The organism is Sphingobium chungbukense (genome assembly GCF_001005725.1).
Classification (GTDB): domain Bacteria; phylum Pseudomonadota; class Alphaproteobacteria; order Sphingomonadales; family Sphingomonadaceae; genus Sphingobium; species Sphingobium chungbukense.
Genome location: NZ_LBIC01000005.1, coordinates 530,827 through 550,239, shown reverse-complemented (window position 1 = coordinate 550,239; position 19,413 = coordinate 530,827). Strand labels below are relative to the sequence as shown.

General features: G+C 64.6%; 21 protein-coding genes and 1 pseudogene. 10 read left to right on the top strand and 12 right to left on the bottom strand.

The annotated features are described in order from the left end of the window. The 5 genes and pseudogenes from YP76_RS13455 to pcaD all read left to right on the top strand — a co-directional run bounded on the left by YP76_RS13455 (position 1) and on the right by pcaD (position 3,340). Complete coding sequence (locus YP76_RS13455; RefSeq protein ID WP_084733150.1) at positions 1–1,155, top strand: muconate/chloromuconate family cycloisomerase; 1,155 nt, start codon at positions 1–3, stop codon at positions 1,153–1,155. A gap of 3 nt (positions 1,156–1,158) precedes the next feature. Further along, on the top strand, positions 1,159–1,449 hold the full coding sequence (catC, locus tag YP76_RS13450) for a muconolactone Delta-isomerase (protein ID WP_046764065.1): 291 nt from the start codon (positions 1,159–1,161) through the stop codon (positions 1,447–1,449). Between the two features lie 24 nt (positions 1,450–1,473). After that, positions 1,474–2,366: pseudogene (locus YP76_RS13445) on the top strand (dioxygenase family protein). 18 nt (positions 2,367–2,384) lie between these two features. Further along, positions 2,385–2,549, top strand: coding sequence for a hypothetical protein (locus YP76_RS29260; protein WP_408640437.1), 165 nt, complete (start codon positions 2,385–2,387; stop codon positions 2,547–2,549). After that, complete coding sequence (gene pcaD, locus YP76_RS13440; RefSeq protein WP_198147489.1) at positions 2,549–3,340, top strand: 3-oxoadipate enol-lactonase; 792 nt, start codon at positions 2,549–2,551, stop codon at positions 3,338–3,340. The genes YP76_RS29260 and pcaD overlap by 1 nt, the downstream gene beginning before the upstream one ends. 102 nt (positions 3,341–3,442) lie before the next feature. Here the strand turns inward: pcaD and YP76_RS13435 are convergent, their stop codons facing one another. Next, positions 3,443–3,856: a MarR family winged helix-turn-helix transcriptional regulator gene (locus tag YP76_RS13435; protein WP_046764149.1), complete on the bottom strand. Its 414-nt coding sequence runs from the start codon at positions 3,854–3,856 to the stop codon at positions 3,443–3,445. Between the two features lie 200 nt (positions 3,857–4,056). On the opposite strand from YP76_RS13435, the gene YP76_RS13430 reads away from it, so the two are divergent. Continuing rightward, positions 4,057–4,338, top strand: a complete 282-nt coding sequence (locus YP76_RS13430) for a hypothetical protein (RefSeq protein ID WP_046764063.1) — start codon at positions 4,057–4,059, stop codon at positions 4,336–4,338. Next, positions 4,335–4,511, top strand: a complete 177-nt coding sequence (locus tag YP76_RS27805) for a hypothetical protein (RefSeq protein ID WP_157035778.1) — start codon at positions 4,335–4,337, stop codon at positions 4,509–4,511. The genes YP76_RS13430 and YP76_RS27805 overlap by 4 nt, the downstream gene beginning before the upstream one ends. On the opposite strand, the gene YP76_RS13425 is transcribed toward YP76_RS27805, so the two are convergent. The 6 genes from YP76_RS13425 to YP76_RS13400 all read right to left on the bottom strand — a co-directional run bounded on the left by YP76_RS13425 (position 4,503) and on the right by YP76_RS13400 (position 11,443). After that, positions 4,503–5,000 carry a DUF6306 domain-containing protein gene (locus YP76_RS13425; RefSeq protein WP_046764062.1) on the bottom strand — a complete coding sequence of 166 codons (498 nt, stop codon included), beginning with the start codon at positions 4,998–5,000 and terminating at the stop codon, positions 4,503–4,505. The genes YP76_RS27805 and YP76_RS13425 overlap by 9 nt on opposite strands. Positions 5,001–5,098: 98 nt before the next feature. Next, entirely contained in the window at positions 5,099–7,423 is a 2,325-nt protein-coding gene (locus YP76_RS26670; protein WP_198147488.1) for an ATP-binding protein, read from the bottom strand. 114 nt (positions 7,424–7,537) lie between these two features. Then, entirely contained in the window at positions 7,538–8,974 is a 1,437-nt protein-coding gene (locus tag YP76_RS13415) for a glycosyltransferase family 2 protein (RefSeq protein ID WP_232307536.1), read from the bottom strand. Beyond that, positions 8,971–9,936 (bottom strand): HEAT repeat domain-containing protein, encoded by a 966-nt coding sequence (locus YP76_RS13410; RefSeq protein ID WP_232307542.1) that lies wholly within the window; start codon positions 9,934–9,936, stop codon positions 8,971–8,973. Before YP76_RS13410 ends, YP76_RS13415 begins: the two co-directional genes overlap by 4 nt. An 11-nt stretch (positions 9,937–9,947) precedes the next feature. Then, positions 9,948–11,048, bottom strand: coding sequence for a YaiO family outer membrane beta-barrel protein (locus YP76_RS13405; RefSeq protein ID WP_232307535.1), 1,101 nt, complete (start codon positions 11,046–11,048; stop codon positions 9,948–9,950). Between the two features lie 20 nt (positions 11,049–11,068). Further along, positions 11,069–11,443: a response regulator transcription factor gene (locus YP76_RS13400; protein ID WP_046764059.1), complete on the bottom strand. Its 375-nt coding sequence runs from the start codon at positions 11,441–11,443 to the stop codon at positions 11,069–11,071. 244 nt (positions 11,444–11,687) lie between these two features. On the opposite strand from YP76_RS13400, the gene YP76_RS13395 reads away from it, so the two are divergent. Continuing rightward, entirely contained in the window at positions 11,688–13,289 is a 1,602-nt protein-coding gene (locus YP76_RS13395) for a SulP family inorganic anion transporter (protein WP_084733148.1), read from the top strand. Next, positions 13,289–13,909, top strand: a complete 621-nt coding sequence (locus YP76_RS13390; protein WP_046764058.1) for a ParB-like protein — start codon at positions 13,289–13,291, stop codon at positions 13,907–13,909. Before YP76_RS13395 ends, YP76_RS13390 begins: the two co-directional genes overlap by 1 nt. Before the next feature lie 2 nt (positions 13,910–13,911). Here YP76_RS13390 and benD read toward each other — a convergent pair whose 3' ends face one another. The 4 genes from benD to YP76_RS13370 form a co-directional block, all read right to left on the bottom strand. Beyond that, entirely contained in the window at positions 13,912–14,688 is a 777-nt protein-coding gene (gene benD, locus YP76_RS13385; RefSeq protein ID WP_046764057.1) for a benzoate diol dehydrogenase BenD, read from the bottom strand. Next, positions 14,685–15,707: a benzoate 1,2-dioxygenase electron transfer component BenC gene (gene benC / locus YP76_RS13380; protein ID WP_046764056.1), complete on the bottom strand. Its 1,023-nt coding sequence runs from the start codon at positions 15,705–15,707 to the stop codon at positions 14,685–14,687. The genes benD and benC overlap by 4 nt, the downstream gene beginning before the upstream one ends. Before the next feature lie 77 nt (positions 15,708–15,784). Beyond that, positions 15,785–16,285 carry a benzoate 1,2-dioxygenase small subunit gene (benB, locus tag YP76_RS13375; RefSeq protein WP_046764055.1) on the bottom strand — a complete coding sequence of 167 codons (501 nt, stop codon included), beginning with the start codon at positions 16,283–16,285 and terminating at the stop codon, positions 15,785–15,787. Further along, entirely contained in the window at positions 16,282–17,634 is a 1,353-nt protein-coding gene (locus tag YP76_RS13370) for a Rieske 2Fe-2S domain-containing protein (protein ID WP_046764054.1), read from the bottom strand. The genes benB and YP76_RS13370 overlap by 4 nt, the downstream gene beginning before the upstream one ends. A 91-nt stretch (positions 17,635–17,725) precedes the next feature. Between YP76_RS13370 and YP76_RS13365 the strand changes: the two genes are divergently transcribed. Then, the gene (locus YP76_RS13365) at positions 17,726–18,658 is read left to right on the top strand and encodes a LysR substrate-binding domain-containing protein (RefSeq protein WP_046764053.1); all 933 of its coding nucleotides are present in this window, start codon (positions 17,726–17,728) and stop codon (positions 18,656–18,658) included. A 1-nt stretch (position 18,659) separates the two neighbouring features. On the opposite strand, the gene YP76_RS13360 is transcribed toward YP76_RS13365, so the two are convergent. After that, on the bottom strand, positions 18,660–19,382 hold the full coding sequence (locus YP76_RS13360; protein ID WP_046764052.1) for a helix-turn-helix domain-containing protein: 723 nt from the start codon (positions 19,380–19,382) through the stop codon (positions 18,660–18,662). Between the last annotated feature and the right edge of the window lie 31 nt (positions 19,383–19,413).

Sequence of the window (19,413 nt, the reverse complement as noted above, 5' to 3'; positions counted from 1 at the left end):
ATCACGATCACGGGTATTGAGACGAATATATTGGAAGTGCCTACGGTTCGTCCGCATGTTTTGGCGATGGCGACGATGGAAGCGCAGGTTGTTTGCCTAGTGCGGCTTCATTGCAGCGACGGGATTGAGGGGGTTGGCGAGGCGACGACGATTGGGGGGCTGAGCTATGGGCCGGAGAGCCCTGAGGGTATCAAGCTTGCCATCGATCGTTATTTCGATCCCCTGTTGCGTTCTGGGGATGCGACCCGGATCGCGTCGCTGATGGGCGTGATCGGGAAGCATGTGGTGGGCAATCACTTTGCCAAATGCGCGGTGGAGACCGCGCTGCTCGATGCGCAGGGCAAGCGGCTGGGCGTTCCGGTGAGCGAACTGCTGGGCGGTCGGGTGCGGGACCGGCTGCCGGTGCTCTGGACGCTGGCGAGCGGCGATACCGGGCGCGATATCGAGGAGGCCGAGGCGATGCTCGCTTCCCGTCGTCACAATGCGTTCAAGCTCAAGATCGGCAAGCGGCCGCTGGGCGAGGATGTGGCTCATGTCGCGGCGATCAAGCGGGCGCTGGGCGACCGGGCCAGCGTGCGGGTCGACGTCAACATGGCGTGGGACGAGACGGTGGCGCGCCAGGGCGTCGCGATGCTGGCCGATGCCGGCTGCGACCTGGTCGAACAACCGATCATGCGCCATAACCGCGCGGGCATGGCGCGTCTCGCCGCCCGCTCGCCGATCCCGATCATGGCGGACGAGGCATTGCAGGGCCCCGCCAGCGCCTATGACTATGCGACCGCCGCCGCCGCCGACGTCTTCGCCGTCAAGATCGAACAGTCGGGCGGGCTGTACGCGGCGAAGGACGTGCAGGCGATCGCGCAGGCGGCGGGGATCGCCGTCTATGGCGGCACGATGCTGGAAGCGGCGGTGGGCACGGCGGCATCGGCCCATGTCTTCGCGACCTTCCCCACCCTGCCGTTCGGCACCGAACTGTTCGGCCCTCTGCTGCTGACCGAGGAGATATTGGCCGAGCCGCTCGACTATGCCGATTACGGCCTGGGCGTGCCGGACGGCCCGGGCCTGGGCGTGACGCTGGACGAGGAACGGATCGCCTTCCTGCGCCGGGACGCGGCGCGCACCACCATTTCCCTCCCCTCTGCACGGATGGCCTGACCCATGCTCTTCAAAGTCGAAATGGATGTGCGTGTCCCGCTGGATTATGATCCAGCCCGGTTCGAAGCGTTGAAGGCGGCGGAGAAGGCGCGCTTCCAGGAGCTGCAACGGGCCGGGACCTGGCGCCATATCTGGCGGGTCGTGGGCCAGTACAGCAATGTCAGCATCTTCGATGTGGAGAGCAACGCGCAGCTCCACGACCTGCTGACCGGCCTGCCGCTTTATCCCTTCATGGAGGTGAAGGTGACGGCGCTCTGCCGCCATCCCTCCTCGCTGCATGACGATGATCGCTGATATTCAACCCTTTGGAGAGGCATGATGACTGAAGATTTTGTTGCATCCGCGCCGGTACAGGCCCTGCTCGACCGCGCCAGCGGCGTCGACGCGCAGGGCGGCGACAAGCGGCTTCAAGGCGATCACCCGCGACCTGGTCGAGGCGGTGATGAAGACGATCGTGCGCCATGAGGTGAGCGAGAGCGAGTTCTGGGCCGCGATCCAACTATTTCCAGAACGGCGCGGCGGAGTTCGGCCTGATCGTGCCGGGCGTGGGGCTGGAACATTTCATGGACCTGCTGATGGACGCCCGGGATGCCCAGGCCGGCAGGACCGGCGGCACCCCGCGCACCATCGAAGGGCCGCTCTATGTCGCGGGCGCGCCGCTGGTGGAGGGCGACGTCAACCTGACCGACGATGCCGACGACACCGGCACGCTCTTCATGAGCGGCACGATCAAGGGACCGGACGGCGCGCCCGTCGAAGGCGCGATCCTGCATGTCTGGCACGCCAACAGCCAGGGCTGGTATTCGCATTTCGACCCGACCCGCGAACAGACCCCCTTCAACAACCGCCGCCGCATCCGCATCGGCAGCGACGGGCGCTACGCCTTCCATTCGAAGATGCCCAACGGCTACAGCGTGCCGCCGCAGGGCGCCACGGACCGGCTGATGCAGGGGCTCGGCCGCCACGGCAACCGTCCGGCCCATGTCCATTTCTTCGTCGAGGCGCCCGGCTACCGCACGCTGACCACGCAGATCAACTTCGGCGACGATCCCTTCGCCGCGGACGATTTCGCCTTCGCCACGCGCGATGGCCTGCTGCCCGTTCCCAACCGGCAGGGCGACACCGCCACCATCGCCTTCGATTTCGAACTCCAGAAGGCGGACGTCGCCAGCGACGAGGGCTTCTCGTCCCGCATCCGCGCTGCGGCCTGAAGCGGGAAGAGGCGTTCCATGGCATCCTGTATCCACGACAGCCCTCGGGTCGCACTGAACGGACTGTCGTTCGACGGCATGATGATCATGTCGGGCGGGTTCGGGTTCTCGGGCAATCCCGGCAAGCCGAACCCGCAGATCGGGACATATGGGGGGCCGGCGCCCGCGGTGGAGCGGGTCTGATGGACAAGGCGTTCATCACCACCGGCGACGGCTGCCGCATCGCCTGGCGCTTCGACGGGCCGGAAGGCGCTCCCATCCTCCTGCTCTCCAACTCGCTGGGCACCGACATGGGCATGTGGGCGCCGCAGATGGAGCAATGGGCCCACCGCTTCCGGGTGCTGCGCTACGACCAGCGCGGCCATGGCGCGTCCGATGCCCCTGCGGGCGCCTATTCCATCGACCGGCTGGGGCGCGACGTCATCGAACTGCTCGATGCGCTCGACATCGCGACGGTCGATTTTTGCGGCCTGTCGCTGGGCGGTATGGTCGGGCAATGGCTCGGCATCCGCGAGCCGCACCGGCTGCGCCGCCTGGTCCTTGCCAATACCTCCAGCTTCATGGGGCCGCCCGACGCCTGGGACGCGCGCATCGCCCTGGTACGCCGGCAGGGCATGGCCCCGCTCGCCAGGGCTTCGGTCGAGCGCTGGTTCACCCAGGCCTTCGCCCAAAGCGGCCGGCATGCCATCGCCCCCATCGCCGCCATGCTCCAGGCCACCGACCCCCAGGGCTATGCCGGCTGCTGCGCCGCCATCCGCGACATGGACATGCGACGCACCGTCGCCCTCATCCAAATCCCCACCCTCGTCATCGGCGCAACGCACGACCCCGCAACACCGCCAACCCACAGCAACGCTCTGGCAACAGCCATCGCAGGCTCCCGCCTCGCCATGCTCAAGGCCGCTCACCTCGCCAATGTCGAACAACCAATCGCGTTTGGCGCATGTGTAGCGGATTTTCTCGCCGATTCCTGATTTTATCGGGAACTGCCAAAGGCTTAGTTCGTTCTTTTGCTGGACGCGGCCCGCGCACGGCAAGCCGGGACGTTTCCCATCGCACCGCCCGCAGCAAGAACATCAGGCGAAGCGGGCCAGCAATTCGTGGAGCAGTGGACGAAGGCGCTTGATCTCGGCCCTGTGCGTTGCCGACAAGCTGGCCAGCAACTCCAGGGCGTGCGGCGTCAACTGCAACTGTGACCGGCGGCGATCGGCGGCAATGGAATGGCGTGTCACCAAGCCCAACTTTTCCAGCCGGTCGACCAGCCCCGTCGCGCTATGCGGCTTCAGCAACAGGCGCCGCGCCACGAACCCTACCGTCGCATCTTCCGGTGGCGCGGCGCGTAGCGCCAGCAATGCCTGATGCTGCTGCGGCGTCAGGCCGACCTGCGCCGCCCGCTCGCCGCTAAATGCCTGGAACTGGCGCAGCGCGAAGCGGAATTCCGCCAGGGCCACATAATCTTCATCCTCCAGGACGGCGGCTTCCATCGTCATCATCCTCAATAATCGTCCACGATATTATATATCATATGCAGCCCAACAAAGGGGCATGCGCATGTTTCGGGAACCCTCCGCTTCGATCGAAGCCTCGCTCCAAGGTTGCTCAACTACCGAGCGGTCAGGGCCATGCCTACCCGGCATTTGACATTTATATCGTATTACGATATAAATAGCGGAAGAAGAGGAGGCCGTCCATGTTCGTCATGGCCATCATCCTGCGATCCATTGTCCTTGTGGGCGGAAGCGCGTTGACCGCTGGGCTCCTCTGTTGGCTGGCGATGATCAGCGCGGACCGCCTGCATCATCATGGTTGGGCTGCGATCATGATCCTGATCCTGCTGTCGATCCTGTTCCTGAGCGGCATGGTCCGCAACGAATTTGTCCGGCTGAGCACCCTCTGCGGCCTGTGCGGTGCGCTGTTCCTTTGGATTTCCGCCAGCGAACCCGACATCTCCGCGGGACGGAACGGAAAATGAAGTGGACCTACCCCGCTCTGGTCGCCCGCATCGGCACGGCACAGCCGCCAAGCCGGGCGGCACTGCGTTTCCTGGTGGGGCGGATGCGACGGGAAGCCTTTGCCCATATCGATGAACCGGCCCGCCGACGGCAACAGATACGCCGGGCCATCATGGCGATGCTTTCACCCTGAAGCGCCATCGGACGATCGTGCCAGAAAATCATCCGCCAACCGGATATTCGCGCGATGCCTGTCCGCCATATCCTTGAGGTCCGCATGGAGCGCGGCGTCCCGGACCCGCGGCATCAACTCGTCCAGCTTCCGCACCACCCAGACTTGCCCCCGGTTGAGAAAGGCAAGCCGGTCGAGCGGCGCTGGAATCGCCATCGCCTTGTCCAGAAAGGCGCCTGTCCTGCGCGAAGGCGTTCCGCCCAGCCGCTGGATCTGGCGCGTCAACATGGCGCACCAATGCGCCTCATCCTTGCGCACGCCCCGCATCAGTTGAGCATAGCCGCTCAGGGTTGCCGATTTGCCGCTGCCCTGCGCCACGCGGGTGCCCGCCCGTTCCGCTTCGAGCAGCATGTTCAGCGTCGACAATATCTCGTCACGATCCGCATAGCCCATATAGGCATCGGTTGCATCGGTCGCATAGCAGACCGGGGAGGACGGTTCGTTGGTCATGCCTCTGGCTCCAATCCGGGAACCCAGAATATATCCGTTCAGGGAAAGTCGTAACCCCATAACGGATCCGTCATGCCGAATGGGGGCTATGCGTCCGATCAAGCGGGGGAACCGCAAAGCCCGATCACCTCCCTGATCTTACCTGCGATGACGGTATCCATCGCTCCCCTCTCCCTCAACGCCTGTTCGGCCGCCTCCGCCACGCTCCCTAGCAGGACCTCCCCGAACATCCCCGCCGTTCCGGCAATCTTGTGCAATTCTTCTTCCGCTTCTTTCAATGCCTGGCGGGAAGGCGCCGGCTGATCCAGCAATGCCGTCAATATGGTGCACGTTTGCTCTTTCCGCTCGCGAAAGCGTTCGCTCAGCCGTTCGGTGATCGGGTCGAAGGCCGCCGGACTTTCCCGCACGGTCTTCATCGGCAGCCATGTCGCCAGCGCGTCGCGAAGCTCGGCCAACCGGATCGGCTTGGTCAGATGGGCCTGCATGCCGGCATGCAGCGAAGCATGCGCATCCTCGCCAAAGGCATTGGCGGTCAATGCCAGGATCGGCAGTTCCTCGGCCGTGACGCCATGCCCGCGGATCGTGCGCGCGGCGCCAAGGCCGCCCATCACCGGCATCTGCATGTCCATAAGTATGATGTCATAGGGCATCCCATCCTCCCGAGCCCGCAACACGGCTGCGACGGCCTCCGCGCCGTCGGGAACGATCGTTGTCCTACACCCGATCCGGTCCAACAGGGCCCGCACCAGTTCCTGGTTGACATCATGATCCTCCGCCACCAGCACGCGCAGATCGTCGAAATGCATTGCCGCACCCTCGACCGGCGGCAGGGCGGGGACAGGCACGGCCCCCTCCTCCGCCTGCTCGAAGGGCAGACGCAGGGTGAAGCGGCTCCCCTGCCCCAACCGGCTGTCGAGCGTCAGTTCCCCCTTCATCAGCGTCACCAGTTGGGCGCTGATCGCCAGGCCAAGGCCGCTGCCGCCATAATGGGCCGCGGTGGTCGCATCCGCCTGCACGAACTTCTCGAAAATGGCGGCCTGCCGCTCCGGGGCGATACCGGGACCGCTGTCCTCCACCATCAGCACCAGCCGGTCCGCGCCATCCCGGTGCACGCGCAGCGCCACATGACCCATGGCGGTGAACTTGATCGCATTGCCCAGCAGGTTGAGGACGATCTGGCGCAGCCGCAACCCGTCGCCCAGCATCATCCGGGGCAGGTCCCCGGCCAGGTCGCGGATCAGATCGAGTCCCTTCTGCTCCGCGCTCGCCCGCACCAGATTGAGGCAGGCGTCCAGGGCATGGACCAGGTCGAAGGGTTCATGCGCGATCTCCATCTGCCCTGCCTCCACCTTGGACAGGTCCAGTATGTCGTTCAGCAGCCGCATCATCGCCCGGCCGGAATCCGCGATCATCTTCACCTGATGATGCTGTTCGGGCGGCAGCTTCGCACCCATCAGCAGGTCGGCAAAGCCCAATATGCCGTTCATCGGCGTGCGGATCTCATGGCTCATATTGGCGAGGAACCCGGTCTTGGCCGCGCTCGCCATCTCCGCCGAATGCCGCGCCGATATGTCCTCGACCACGCAGACGAAGAAATCGGGGGCGCCCCCTGAATCCCGTACCAGCGACACGGTCATGTTGATCCACACGACGCCGCCATCCTTGCGGACATAGCGTTTTTCATGGGCGAATTCGCTGATCTCGCCCAGCAGCAGCCGGCCCACCTGTCGCGCATCGATCGCATAATCGGCGGGATGGGTGATCTGCCGGTAATCGGTTCCGATCAGTTCGTCCCGCGCATAACCCGCGATCTCGCAAAACCGGTCGTTGACGAGCAGGAACCGTCCCTCGGGCGAGGCATGGGCCAGGCCCACCGCCGCCTGATCGAAGGTCGCGGCGAAGTGGCGCGCCGCATCGCTGTGCGCAGCATTGGCAAAGCCGGTGACGATCGGGCCGGCCATCAGCCGCACGACCTCCAGATCGGCTCTGGAAAAGGCCGCCAACTGATCGGAATAGACCTTCAGCACCCCGACCGTCTCGCCATGATAGGGCAAGGGCACCAACATCATGGATCGGACGCCGACCTTCCGGCAGGCATCGCGGTCGACGCGCGGATCGGTTTCGCTGTCGTGGCAGAATTGGGTTTCACCCGTCGCGACGCAGACCCCCGACAGGCTGCCGCTCAACCGCAGGCGCAGGCCGATCTGCCTGATCGACGTGCCGCTGGCGGCACGATAGACCACTTCCTCGCCGTCGCGCATCTCGACAATGGCGCCTGTCGCAAGAGGGATGATGCGCAACGCGCGGCGGGCCACTTCGTCGATGATCTGCTGGAAATCGGCGAAGGATTCCGCCACAGCCACCTGAAGTGCCAGCATTTCCGGCATCCAGGGGGGAGACGGACCGTCCGCGTTCCTATCCATCGGATGTCTCCCTGCTGCCTTCGTCCCAGCCATGGACGCGGAAACGGACGAAGCGGTGCCATCCGGCCAGCATGGGCGGCGCAGCCGTCGCCAGTAGGAAAAAGAGCACCGTCCTCATTGCCGCACGAAGGCCGAACGGCCGGCGGCGGCCCATCGGTTGTCCTTGCGGATGAAACGCCACATGCCATGGAGCCGGAAGACCAGATTGGCCTGCCGGTAGCCCAGATTTTCGACGACGGCGGCGATCCCGATCATCGCCAGGTCGCGCGCCCGCGGCGTGCGGCGCAACTGCACTTCCTCCAGCGCCAATGTGCCCAGGCTGAGCGCCGTGCCGAACAGCACCGTCAGCGAGAAGAAGGCAAGCACCACCGTTCCGGATTCCACCCCCATCAGCCAGAGCAGCGGAATGAGCAGATAGCCGAACAGCTCGCAGGGCGGCCCCAGCACATCCTCGATCACGATCAGCGGCATGCTGACAAGGCCGACCCGGCCATAGCGCGGATTGCCGAGCATGCGCCGATGCTCCACGATCGTCTCCAGCGCCCCCTGTTCCCAGCGGGCCCGTTGGTTGCGCAGGCCCGTCCAGCTTTCCGGCGCGTCGGTCCAGCAGACGATCTCCGGCACGAAATCGATGCGATAAGGCTTCTTCTCCTCCCGCATGCGGCGATGGATACGGGTCACGACCTCCAGATCCTCACCCACCGTATCGTGGCGATAACCGCCGATATCGACCAGCGTCGCCCGGCGGAACATGCCGAAGGCACCCGATATCAGCATCAGCATGTCCAGCCGCGCATTGGCGATCCGCGCCGTCAGGAAGGCGCGCAGATATTCCAGTATCTGGTAGCGCGGCAGCCATTTGCCCGGCAGGCGGATTTCGCGCACATGACCGCCCGCCACCACCGATCCGTTGACGATGCGGATCGCGCCGCCCACCGCCATCAGCGATCCGTCATCGGTCATGAAGGGTTCCGCGGCACGCAGCAGGCCGTCCGGTTCGATGATCGAATCCGCGTCGATCACGCACACCAGCGGAGCGGCGGCAAAGCCCAGCCCGGCATTGACGGCGTCGGCTTTCCGTCCGTTCTGCTTGTCGACCAGGATCAGATTGGGGTAGCGTACCGACCCGTAAATGCCGTTGATCCGCGTTTTCTGAAGCTCGGCCAATTGCTCCCGCTCGATCGGGCGCAGGTCGAATTCCTCGATCAGCACGGCCAGCGTGCGATCGCTGGAACCGTCATTGACCAATATCACCTCATGATCGGGATATTCCAGCGTCAACAGCGCACGCACGCTGTCCGCGATCGACAGCTCCTCATTATAACAGGGTGCGATCACCGACACCGGTAGCGCCAGATCGGCATAGCGGGTCCACAGATCGTAGGACCGGCTGGCCGGCTTGATCCGCGTGACGAAGATACGGGCCGCCAGCAGCAGCTGGATCGTCGATACCAGATTGCGGACCGTCACGACGACGAAGCAAAGCAGGCCGATGGCGATCAGTGTCGCGACGCCGACATCGGCCGCCCCCGAAAGCATGCGGTCCATCATGCCGCCACCTGCAACATCTGCACCGCCTGCTGCGCGCGCAGTCGCACCCAGGGCGAAGGGTCGTTCCGCATCGCCGCCAGCAGCGGCACGGCAGCGGACAGCTTCATGATCTGGCAGGCTCGAATGGCGCGCGAACGCACCGGATGTTCCGGATCGTCCAGCAGGCGGATGATCCATCCCGCGCTGCCTGGATGGCCGAGCCGGGTCGCGGAATCGAGCGCGGCAAGCCGCACCGGCGGATGGGGATCGACCGCCGCCGCCGCCAGCAACGGCAACGCCGCGAAATTCTCCGTCCACCCCAGCGCATCGATGACCAAGGCGCGGACGGCGGGCTGTAATTGCCTGGAATGGCCGAGGGCCAGCAATTCAACGGGATGGCTGACCGCAATCAATCGGAACAATGTGCGATGCAGGGGCGTGATCCGCGCTTCATGCAACGAAAGATCCGCGATCAGACTCTCCGGCGCGGGCAAGGCGTCGAGCTGCGCCAGAAGCGAGGCGGCTTCCAGGCGGGTATCGATATGGGGGTCCTCATGCAGCACGGCCATCAGCGCCTCGACGGCTTGCGTCCCGCCAATACTGCCCAACATGCGCATCGCGTCCACCTGGGCCCGGCGTCGCGAACTGTGAGTCCGGCGCAATGCCTTCTTCAACAGGCCGTCGCGTTCCACCAGCGCGATCAGCCTGTTCCGATCCTCCCCACGCAACAACTGGATCATGCGGCCAATCGCCGCCAGCTTGTCGGCGGTGCGCGCGCGGCGAAAGGCCGGGCTGGCCAGTGCATCTTCCCCGCCACCCATGATCTCGCGGATCAGAGCCTTGATCAGGGCGGCCCGTTGCGCCTCGCCCCGCTCCGCTCGATCGCGACGGATGACAAGGAACAGCAACAGCGCCGCCATGCCCAGCGCGCCATAAAAGGAAACGAAAATGGCGATCTGGGCGACATGGTCGGAGATCGGCATGGTCGTCACGATCAGAATCCGAATTGCAGGCCGACCGACCCGCCCTTGCGCGTGTAGGTGGATCGCCTGCGGTCGTAATCCAGACCTGCCCGAAGCGTGATCCGCTCGGCGATCGGCACGGTGCCTCCCAGGAAAAGCGAATGGACCTGCCGGGTGATGCCGGCTTCGGTATCGGGATAGGTCGCCGCACCGGCATAGAGAGTGGCGCCACTGCGCAGCGTGCCGTCCAGCCGCCCGGAAACACCGGCGCGATGCGTGCCCTGCTCGTCCCAGAGGTTGATCATCCGAACCGTGGCGCTCACCCCAATCCTCGCGGCATTGAGGCGAAGACCGGGCAGGAACGTCGTCACCGACACATCGCGATATTGGGCATGACGCACGTCCGCGAGCAGGCTGGCATAGGAGCTGATGTCCGCCTCGATCCCGCCGCTGATGCTCCATTTTTCCCTGAAATCGGCATGCGGTGTCCCGGCAATGGCCGCGTAGGCGCGCAGATTGGGGCCGATACGCTGATCGATGCGCCCTTCGATGCGTGTATCGACAAAGCTCTGACGATCCTCCCGCTCTCCCGCCAGCGCCAACGTCGTCCCCTCCCCGACCCGGCCATAGATGGCCAAAGTCGTCGTCGACCATGTCCGGCTCGGCCGATTGTCGAAGGATACATGGGAAAAGCCCTGGGCCGCGGCCAAGCCAAAACGGCTGCGCGGGGGCGGGCCGGGCTTGGCGTCGAGCTGACGGCGAATGGCCGCGGCGTCGGGATCCTGCGGCGATCGCTGCTCGATCGCCGCAACCTCGCGCCCTGCGGCATCGCGGTCGCCGGACCACATATAGGCACGGGCGAGCGCCGCGCCGATGTCATTGTCGGTCGGCGCCAATTGCTGCGCGTGCTTCAGCGTGGCGATCGCCTGCGGATAGTGCCCGGCACGGGCATGGGCCGTACCCAGCAAACGCAGGATTTGGGGATCATTGGGAAAATCGGCATCGGCCCGCTCCAGCAGAACGATGGCCCCACCTTCGTCCCGCCGTCCCAGCGCTGCCTCCGCCGCGTCCAGTTGCGCCGCGCGCGGACTATCGGGCGCCGCCTGCGCCGCCGATGCCATCGCGAGCGTCAAGGAGCAAGCGAACAGCACCCTCATTGCATCGCCCGGGCCGATTTGAGGATCGCGTTGACGCGTATCACCAGTTCGTCGGGGATGAAGGGCTTGGTCAGATAATCCCGCGCCCCGGCCGTCAGCGCGCCCATGACATCCGCCTGCCCTTTCCGGGAGGTCAGCATCACGACGGGAATATCCGGCAATTCCTGCGTGACTGCGCGCAGCACGTCCGCACCGGACATGACCGGCATCATGGCATCCAACACCAGCAGGTCGACACCCCCGCTGCGCGCCGCCTCAAGCGCGGAAGCGCCATCCTGCCGAATCGTTACGTCATGCCCGGCCGCTTCCAGCTTGAAACGGACCAGTTCGCCCAGGAGGTCGTCGTCATCGGCAACCAGGATATGCGCCATTCAATTCCTCCCTTGGGAACCGCATCATCCTCTCCAACTGCGGAAAATTCCGTGGTTTAACAATGAATAATGGGAAATTTACCCTCATCTTGCCGCGCCGGGGCAACATTTCTGCGATAAGCCGCCTTCCGGCGGGGGGCCGGTACCCGCAGCCTTCCGCATTTCTGCGCTTGCTGACTGCCCGGATGCTTGCAAAACAGGGCTTTGACCGGAGCGGCAAAGCTGCACAGAGGAACGTCCGATCATGCAGAAGCGCGACGCCATGGCCGGGCTTTCGATCGCGGGCCTCATGCTGCCTGAAGCCATTGCCTATGCCGGCATCGCGGGCCTGCCGCCCCAACGCGCGATTCTGGCGGCGGTGGCGGGCGCCTGCGCCTATCTGGTCCTGGGACGCAGCCGCTTCGCCATCATATCTCCCACCTCTTCTTCCGCCGCAATCCTGGCGGCCGCGCTTGCCTCATTGCCGCCGGACGCGGGACCGACCGGCACCGTCGCAACCCTGATCATCATCATGGTGGGCATGATGTTCTGCGTCATGGCGGCTGCCCGGCTGGGCGGCCTCGCCAGTTTCATCTCGCGCCCCGTGCTGCGCGGTTTCGCCTTCGGCCTCGCGATCACGATCATCGTCAAGCAATGGCCGATCGCCGTCGGCCTGTCGCTGCATGGTTCCACCATCGGCACCTTGCTGCTCGCCCTGCTGGGCAGCGTACGAAGCTGGCATGTCGCCAGCATCTTCACGGCCCTTGCCGCCCTCGCCGCCCTGCTGCTGTTGCGGCGCATGCCCCATCTTCCTGGCGCTTTCCTCGTTCTTGCGGGCGGTATTGCGGCCTCGGCGTTGTTCGATCTTCCCGGCCATGGCGTGGCGAGCGTGGGCATGATCGACCTGATACCCCATTGGGAAGGCATGCGCTGGCCGGGCTGGCAGCAATTGTCCCGCGTCGCGCAATTGGCGGCGCCCATCGTCCTCATTCTCTTCGCCGAAAGCTGGGGCACGATGCGCACCTTGGCGCTGCGCCACGGCGACCAGGTGGAGCCCAACCGGGAAATGGCGGCGCTGGGCCTTGCCAATATCGCTGCCGCCATGGTGCAGGGCATGCCTGTCGGCGCAGGCTTTTCCGCGGGGTCTGCGGCCGAGGCAGCAGGGGCGCAGAGCCGTTGGACCGGCCTGGTGGCAGCCGTCACGCTCGCGGCGCTGGTGATGCTGGCCATGCCTCTGGTGGCCCGCTTGCCGGCACCTGTGCTGGCCGCGGTGGTCGTGGCGGCGCTGCTCCATGCGCTCGATCCGGCACCGCTGATACGCCTCTGGCGCATCCGCCGGGACGGTGTGGCGGCGCTGGGCGCGGCGGCGGGCGTATTGATATTTGGCGTGCTCAACGGCATGCTCTTTGCCATTGCCTTGTCGTTGGCGCTGCTGATCCGTCGGCTCGCAACGCCGGAACTGCGGCAGTTGGGACAATTGGCATCCGGACATGATTATGTCGACATGGCTCGTCACCGCGATGCGGTCAGCCCGCCGGGGATGATGATCCTGCGTCCCGCCGAGCCGCTGTTCTTCGCCAATGCGGAGCGGGTGCTGGGTCGTGTCGTCGAGATGGTGGGCGTGCAAGCCGACCGACACAAGCTGATCCTCAGCCTGGAGGAGAGTTTCGACCTCGACAGCACCGCGCTGGATGCCCTGATCGAATTCGACACGCTGATGAAGGCAAGAGGGATCACGCTGCAACTGGCGCGGGTGCGCGATCATGTCCGCGACCTGATGCAGGCGGCGGGCGCTGCCGATCTGATCGCGCGCAGCAGTTACAGCGTCGACGACGCGGTCCAGGCGCTCAAACAGGAGGCAAGATGATGCCGCATGTCGTTCCGGAACCCCTGCTGCATTCGGTCGAACTGGCCGAGTTGCGCCCCACCCAGATGACCGTCGGCCTGATCGAAGTGGCGCGCAAGCGCCATGAATGGAGCGTCCGCGCGGATCGCGACCGGCCCGATTTCCTGGGCCGCCACATGATCCCGGTGGTGATCGGTCCGAAGGGTCGGCGCTGGATGGTCGATCATCACCATCTCGCCCGCGCCCTGCATGACGAGGGCGTGATCCATGTGCTGGTCAGCGTGGTGGCCGATCTGGGGCATCTCACGCCCAGCGCGTTCCTGACCTATATGGACAACCGCAACTGGCTCCATCCCTTCGACGGGAAGGGGCGGCGGCAGGACTATGACGCGTTGCCCAAGCATATCGGCAAGCTGACGGACGATCCTTATCGCTCGCTCGCAGGGGAACTGCGGCGTGCTGGGGGCTATGCCAAGGTGGATATTCTCTATTCCGAATTTCTCTGGGCCAATTTCCTGCGCCAGCGGATCAAGCCTTCGCGCCTCGCCGAAGGGTTCCAGGCCTGTCTTGGCAAGGCGCTGACCCTGGCGCGGTCGCGGGACGCGGCGCATCTCCCCGGCTGGGCCGGAAGCGTGGAATAGCTTCAGCCCAGATCGCCGCCCGCGACCGGCAGGACGCTGCCGGTGACATAGCTCGCCTCGTCCGAGGCCAGGAACAGGATCGGCCCCGCCTGCTCCTCCAGCGTGCCATAGCGCTTCATGAAGCTGGATTGCGTGACCTGCTCCACCACATCGGACATCCAGGCCTCTTCCTGCGCGCTGTTGCCGTCCGGGTTGCGCGGCACGCGGCGTTCGGGCGCAGCGGTGCCGCCCGGCGCGGTGGCGACGACGCGGATGCCAGCTGACGCATATTCCATGGCCAGGCTCCGGGTGATGGCGTTCACCCCGCCCTTGGCCGCCGAATAGGGCACGCGGTTGATCCCGCCCGTGGCATTGGAGGAGACGTTGACGATCGTGCCCTTCCGGTGCTCCAGCATATAGGGCAGCACCGCATGACAGCACCAGAGCGTCGGGAAGAGCGATCGGCGCACCTCCGCCTCGATCTGCGCAGGTTCGAACGCGGTATAGGGTCGCATCCGTATGGCCCCGCCGACATTGTTGATCAAGATGTCGATGCCCCCGAAACGCTCCCCCGCGGCCGCCATGGCGGCCCTCGCGCCTTCATATGTCTCCAGATCGGCGACGAAGCCGAATGCCTCGCCATCGGCTTCCGCCGCGACATCGGCCACGAATTCGGCCCGGTCGACCAGCAGCACCCTGGCGCCCTCGGCAGCGGCACGCAGGGCGACCATCCGGCCAATCCCCTGCGCCGCGCCGGTCACGACCATGGCCTTGCCCGCAAAGCGTCCCGCGAAGATCATGCCGGCACCGGCTCGCTGGCGGCGAACTTCTCATAATGGAAGTGGGCCGGTTCCACGCCCTTTTGCTTGAAGAACTGCCTGACCGCCTCGACCATCGGCGGCGGGCCGCACAGATAGACGTCGCAATCGCCCGCGTTCAGATGCTCGTCGGTCAGATGATGGGTGACATAGCCCTTGAGCGGATGCGCGCTTGCCTCGTCGGCGACGCAGGCGGCCCAACTCATCGTCGGCAACCGCCGGCTCAGTGCCTCGATCCGCTCGATCTCGACCAGATCGCCGTCATGGGTCACGCCATAGATCAGGCGGATCGGCTGGTCGGTGCCCCTATCGGCCAGCACCTCCAGCATCGAAAGCAACGGCGCGAGGCCGGTCCCGCCCGCCAACATGACCAGCGGCCGCGTGACGTCGCGAAGGAAGAAGCTGCCATTGGGACCGACGAAGCGCATCCGGTCGCCCCCCTTTGCCTGCCTCGTCAGCCAGCCGCTCATCAGCCCGCCGGGAACGTTGCGGATAAGGAAGCTCGCCTGCTCCGCGCCCGGCCTGGAGCTGAAGCTGTAGGCGCGGCTCTCCCCCGTGCCGGGCACGGCCAGGTTCACATATTGGCCGGGCAGGAAGGCCAGCTTTTCCGGATCGTCCAGGTCCAGCTTGAGGAGGATGGTGCTGTCCGACACCAGTTCGACGGACGCAATGGCCGCATCGAACCCCGCGGGCGCCAGCTTGCAGGCCGATGACGGCACCGGCACCTGAACCACGCAGTCGGAGGACGGCACCATCTGGCAGGTGAGGACCATGCCTTCCGCCGCCTCGTCTTCGGTGAGCGCGTCCTCGATATAGTCGTCGCCCAGATCATAGCTGCCCTGCTCGCAATGGCATTTGCAGGTGCCGCACACGCCGTCGGAACAGTCCATCGGCAGGTTGATCTTGTGGCGATAGGCCGCGTCCAGCACCTTCTCGCCATCGTTGCAATCGATGATGCGGGTGGCGCCGTCTTCGAAATTCAGGGCTATGCGAAAGCTCATGGTTTCTCTCCCATCCGAACATCTTCAAGCAGGCTGAAAGTCAGCGGCCCGGAAAATGCGATGATCAAAAGCACCGGTCAGATGTGGTAGATGTCGATGACCTGGTGGATATAATCGTCCTTCAGAACGACCTTCTTCGAGGTGATCAGGGGCGTTTCCCCACCGAAATCGACCGTGTAGAAGGATGTGCCGAAGAAACTTTGCGTCTTCTTGTAGCGATGACTGAGCGTCTGCCAGTTGAAGCGCAGATCGACGGTTTCGCCCTGCTGGCCGATGATTTCGACATTGCTGACGAAATGACAGGTGCGCGGTTCGGGCATGCTGGCGCTCGACCGTTCGGTCTTGATGCGGAAGACCCGATCCTCCAACCCTTCGCGATTGGGATAGTAGATCAGCGAGATATGGCTGTGCGGATCGTCCACCAACTCGTCGTCATCGTCCCAGGCCGGCATCCAGAACATGGCCTCGGGCGAATAGCAGGCCAGCCATTCTTCCCACTGGCGATCGTCCAGAAGACGGGCCTCGCGATAGAGAAAGGCCGCGACCTGCTCCAGCGTGATGCGGGCGAGCGTGCTCATGCCGCTTCTCCCATCCGCTCGGCACTTTCACTCTGGCGGATCGCTGCGATCAAGGCCTGCGCCCAATATTCATGCTGGCGCACGAACAGCCCTTCATCCTCGCTGCGATCGCCGCTGAGGATCGGCTTCAAGCCCGTAGCCAGCGCATTTTCATCCGGCCCATCGATCCAGTGCACCGCACCGCGGCTCAGGTCGTTCCACAGATCGTCCGCCCCGGCATAGCCGGTCTGGCAGGCGCGGAATTCCTCCAGATCGTCCGGCGTGCCCATGCCGCTGACGTTGAAGAAATCCTCATATTGGCGGATGCGCAGGGTCCGTTCGGCCGCGCTCTCCCCCTTGGGCGCGAAACAGTAGATGGTGACTTCGGTCTTATCGACGCTGATCGGCCGCACGACGCGGATCTGCGTGGAAAACTGGTCCATCAGGTAGACATTGGGATAGAGGCAGAGATTACGGGTCTGGCCGACGATCGGCGCCGCACGCTCCCTGCCCAGCCGGGCCTCCAGTTCCTGCGCATGCGCATGGATCGGCCGCACTTCGGGATTGAGCAGATTGGTCCAGAGCAGGATATGCCCGTTCTCGAAGGCATAGACGCCGCCGACGCTCTTGGACCAGCCATTGGCGTCGACCGTGCGCGTGCCTTCCGCCTCATAGTTGCGGCGGCCCATGGTCGCTGAATAATTCCAGTGGACAGAGCTGACATGATAGCCGTCGGCGCCATTTTCCATCTGCAACTTCCAATTGCCGTCGAAAGTATAGGAACTGTTGCCACGCAGCACTTCCAGACCTTCGGGCGCGGCATCGGCAATCTGGTCGATCACCGCTCGTGCCCCGCCCAGATGCTCCTCCAGCGAGGGGACGTCAGCGTTGAGGCTGCCGAACAGGAAGCCGCGATAATTTTCGAACTTCGCCAGCCGGGTCATGTCATGCGACCCTTCGGTGTTGAACGAGCCCGGATAGTCGCCGGTCTTACCGTCCTTCACCTTCAGCAACTTGCCGCCATTGTTGAAGGTCCAGCCATGGAAGGGACAGGTGAAGCTGCCCTTGTTGCCATGTTTCCGACGGCACAGCATCGCGCCGCGATGCGCACAAGCATTGATCAGCGCATGAAGTTCACCGCCCTTGTCGCGCGTGACGACGACGGGTTTGCGGCCGATCCAGGTCGTGAAATAGTCATTGGGCTCCGGAATCTGGCTTTCATGCGCCAGAAACACCCAATTACCCTCGAAAATATGCTTCATTTCCAGGTCGAACAATGCGGGATCGGTGAAGACATCCCGGCGGCAGCGATAGATTCCCCTGGCCGGGTCCTCGACAACGGCGCCGGCGATGCGATCGATCATATCCATGCATACTCTCCTTCGGTGGAAGGAATATGCCTTGAAGGTTGACCTGTGAAAGACTAACTGGGTCCAGTTCCATACCTTGAAGGTATTATATATGGATATACGCCAGTTACGCTATTTCCTCGCCGTCGCGGCGGAGCGTAATTTCAGCCGGGCGGCCGATCGGCTCCATATGGCTCAACCGCCGCTCAGCCGACAGATCCAGCAATTGGAGCAGGAGGTCGGGGCCACCCTCTTCGACCGCGACGCCCGCCCCATGACTCTGACAGACGCCGGACGCCTGTTCTACGAACATGCCGTCCAGGTCACGCGCCGATTGGAGGAGTTGAAGGAGGCGATGCGCGGTTTCGTCAATGCCAACCGCCCGCGCTTCGTCGTCGGCTTCGTGCCATCGGTACTCTTTGCCCGCCTGCCCGACATCATCCGCCATTTCCGGAAGGCGGCGCCCGATGTCGACCTCAACCTCGTCGAGATGATGAGCATCGAACAGATGGCCGCGCTCAAGGAAGGCCGCATCGACGTCGGGTTCGGGCGCCTGCGGTTCGAGGACTCCGCCATCGAACGCGAAGTGCTGCGCGAGGAGGAACTGGTCGCCGCCCTTCCCCTTGCCCACCGGCTGCTCCGTAACGACGGACCGATCGACCTTACCGCCCTGTCCGATGAAGCGGTGATCGTCTACCCGCGCGAACCCCGGCCCAGCTATGCCGATCAGGTGCTGTCGCTCCTGCACGACCATGGCGTGGCCCCCGCCGCCGTGCATGAGGTGCGCGAATTGCAGACCGCGCTCGGCCTGGTGGCGGCGGAGGACGGCATCTGCATCGTCCCCTCCTCTATCCACCTGATGGGCAGGCGCGATCTGGCATTCCGCGAACTGGCCCAAAGGGCGGTTTCGCCGATCATCATGAGCCACCGGAAGGACGATCACTCGCCCCATCTGGCGACCATGGTCGGCAGCGTCGCGGCGATTTACGAAGAATGGAGCTGGCCGATCCCCCCTGGATTGAAACGGCATCTGCCGCCGGAATGACCTATTGACGCCAACGACAGAAATCATCCTGCAAGGCCCGGTCGAGAATGGCTTTGCAGGTGCCGAACATCGAATCGTCCGGCCTCGTCACACCCATGACGAGACCCGCCAATTGCGCCTGTGGCACGAAGGCCACCGGACAGGCTACCGGCACGAGCTGCGATCCCGCCCCGGCTTGAAGCGTGGTCAACAGGCCGAACATCTGTCCGTCGCGGGTCGGCCGCCCGAGGATGATCAGTCGATGCTGCCCGGATTCGTTCGTCGCCAGATAGATATGGCCCGACAGATTGGGCATGGATACATGGCCCGTTTGGGCGAAGGCGCCATCGGCCCGGTCGGCTTCCGCAAAGCTCAGATACCCCGCCGCCTCATTCCAGGCGATACGGGTGCGATAGGCGATCACCGCGCCCAGCGTCCCGAAACTGGCGCGCAAGGTCACATAATCCTGTTCGATCCAGTGCACGGCGGCGCGGCTATAGGCGCCCATATGCTCCGGCGCGAGATCGCGGCCGCCCACCGCCTGATGGGCTGAACGCAACGGCACGCCCAGCACTTCCTCGATCCGGACGATGGTGGAAAGCGTGAAAGGGCGACTGCCCGACAGCGCCTTTTCCAGCGTTGAGAGGCTGATCCGCGCCATGTCCGCCAACGCCTGGCGCGACATGCGCCGCCGCGCCAGTTCCTCGCGCAGACGGGCCGCGACCGCATCGTCCTGATCCGCCATGCTTTCCCTTCCCCACAAGTCCGCACAAATG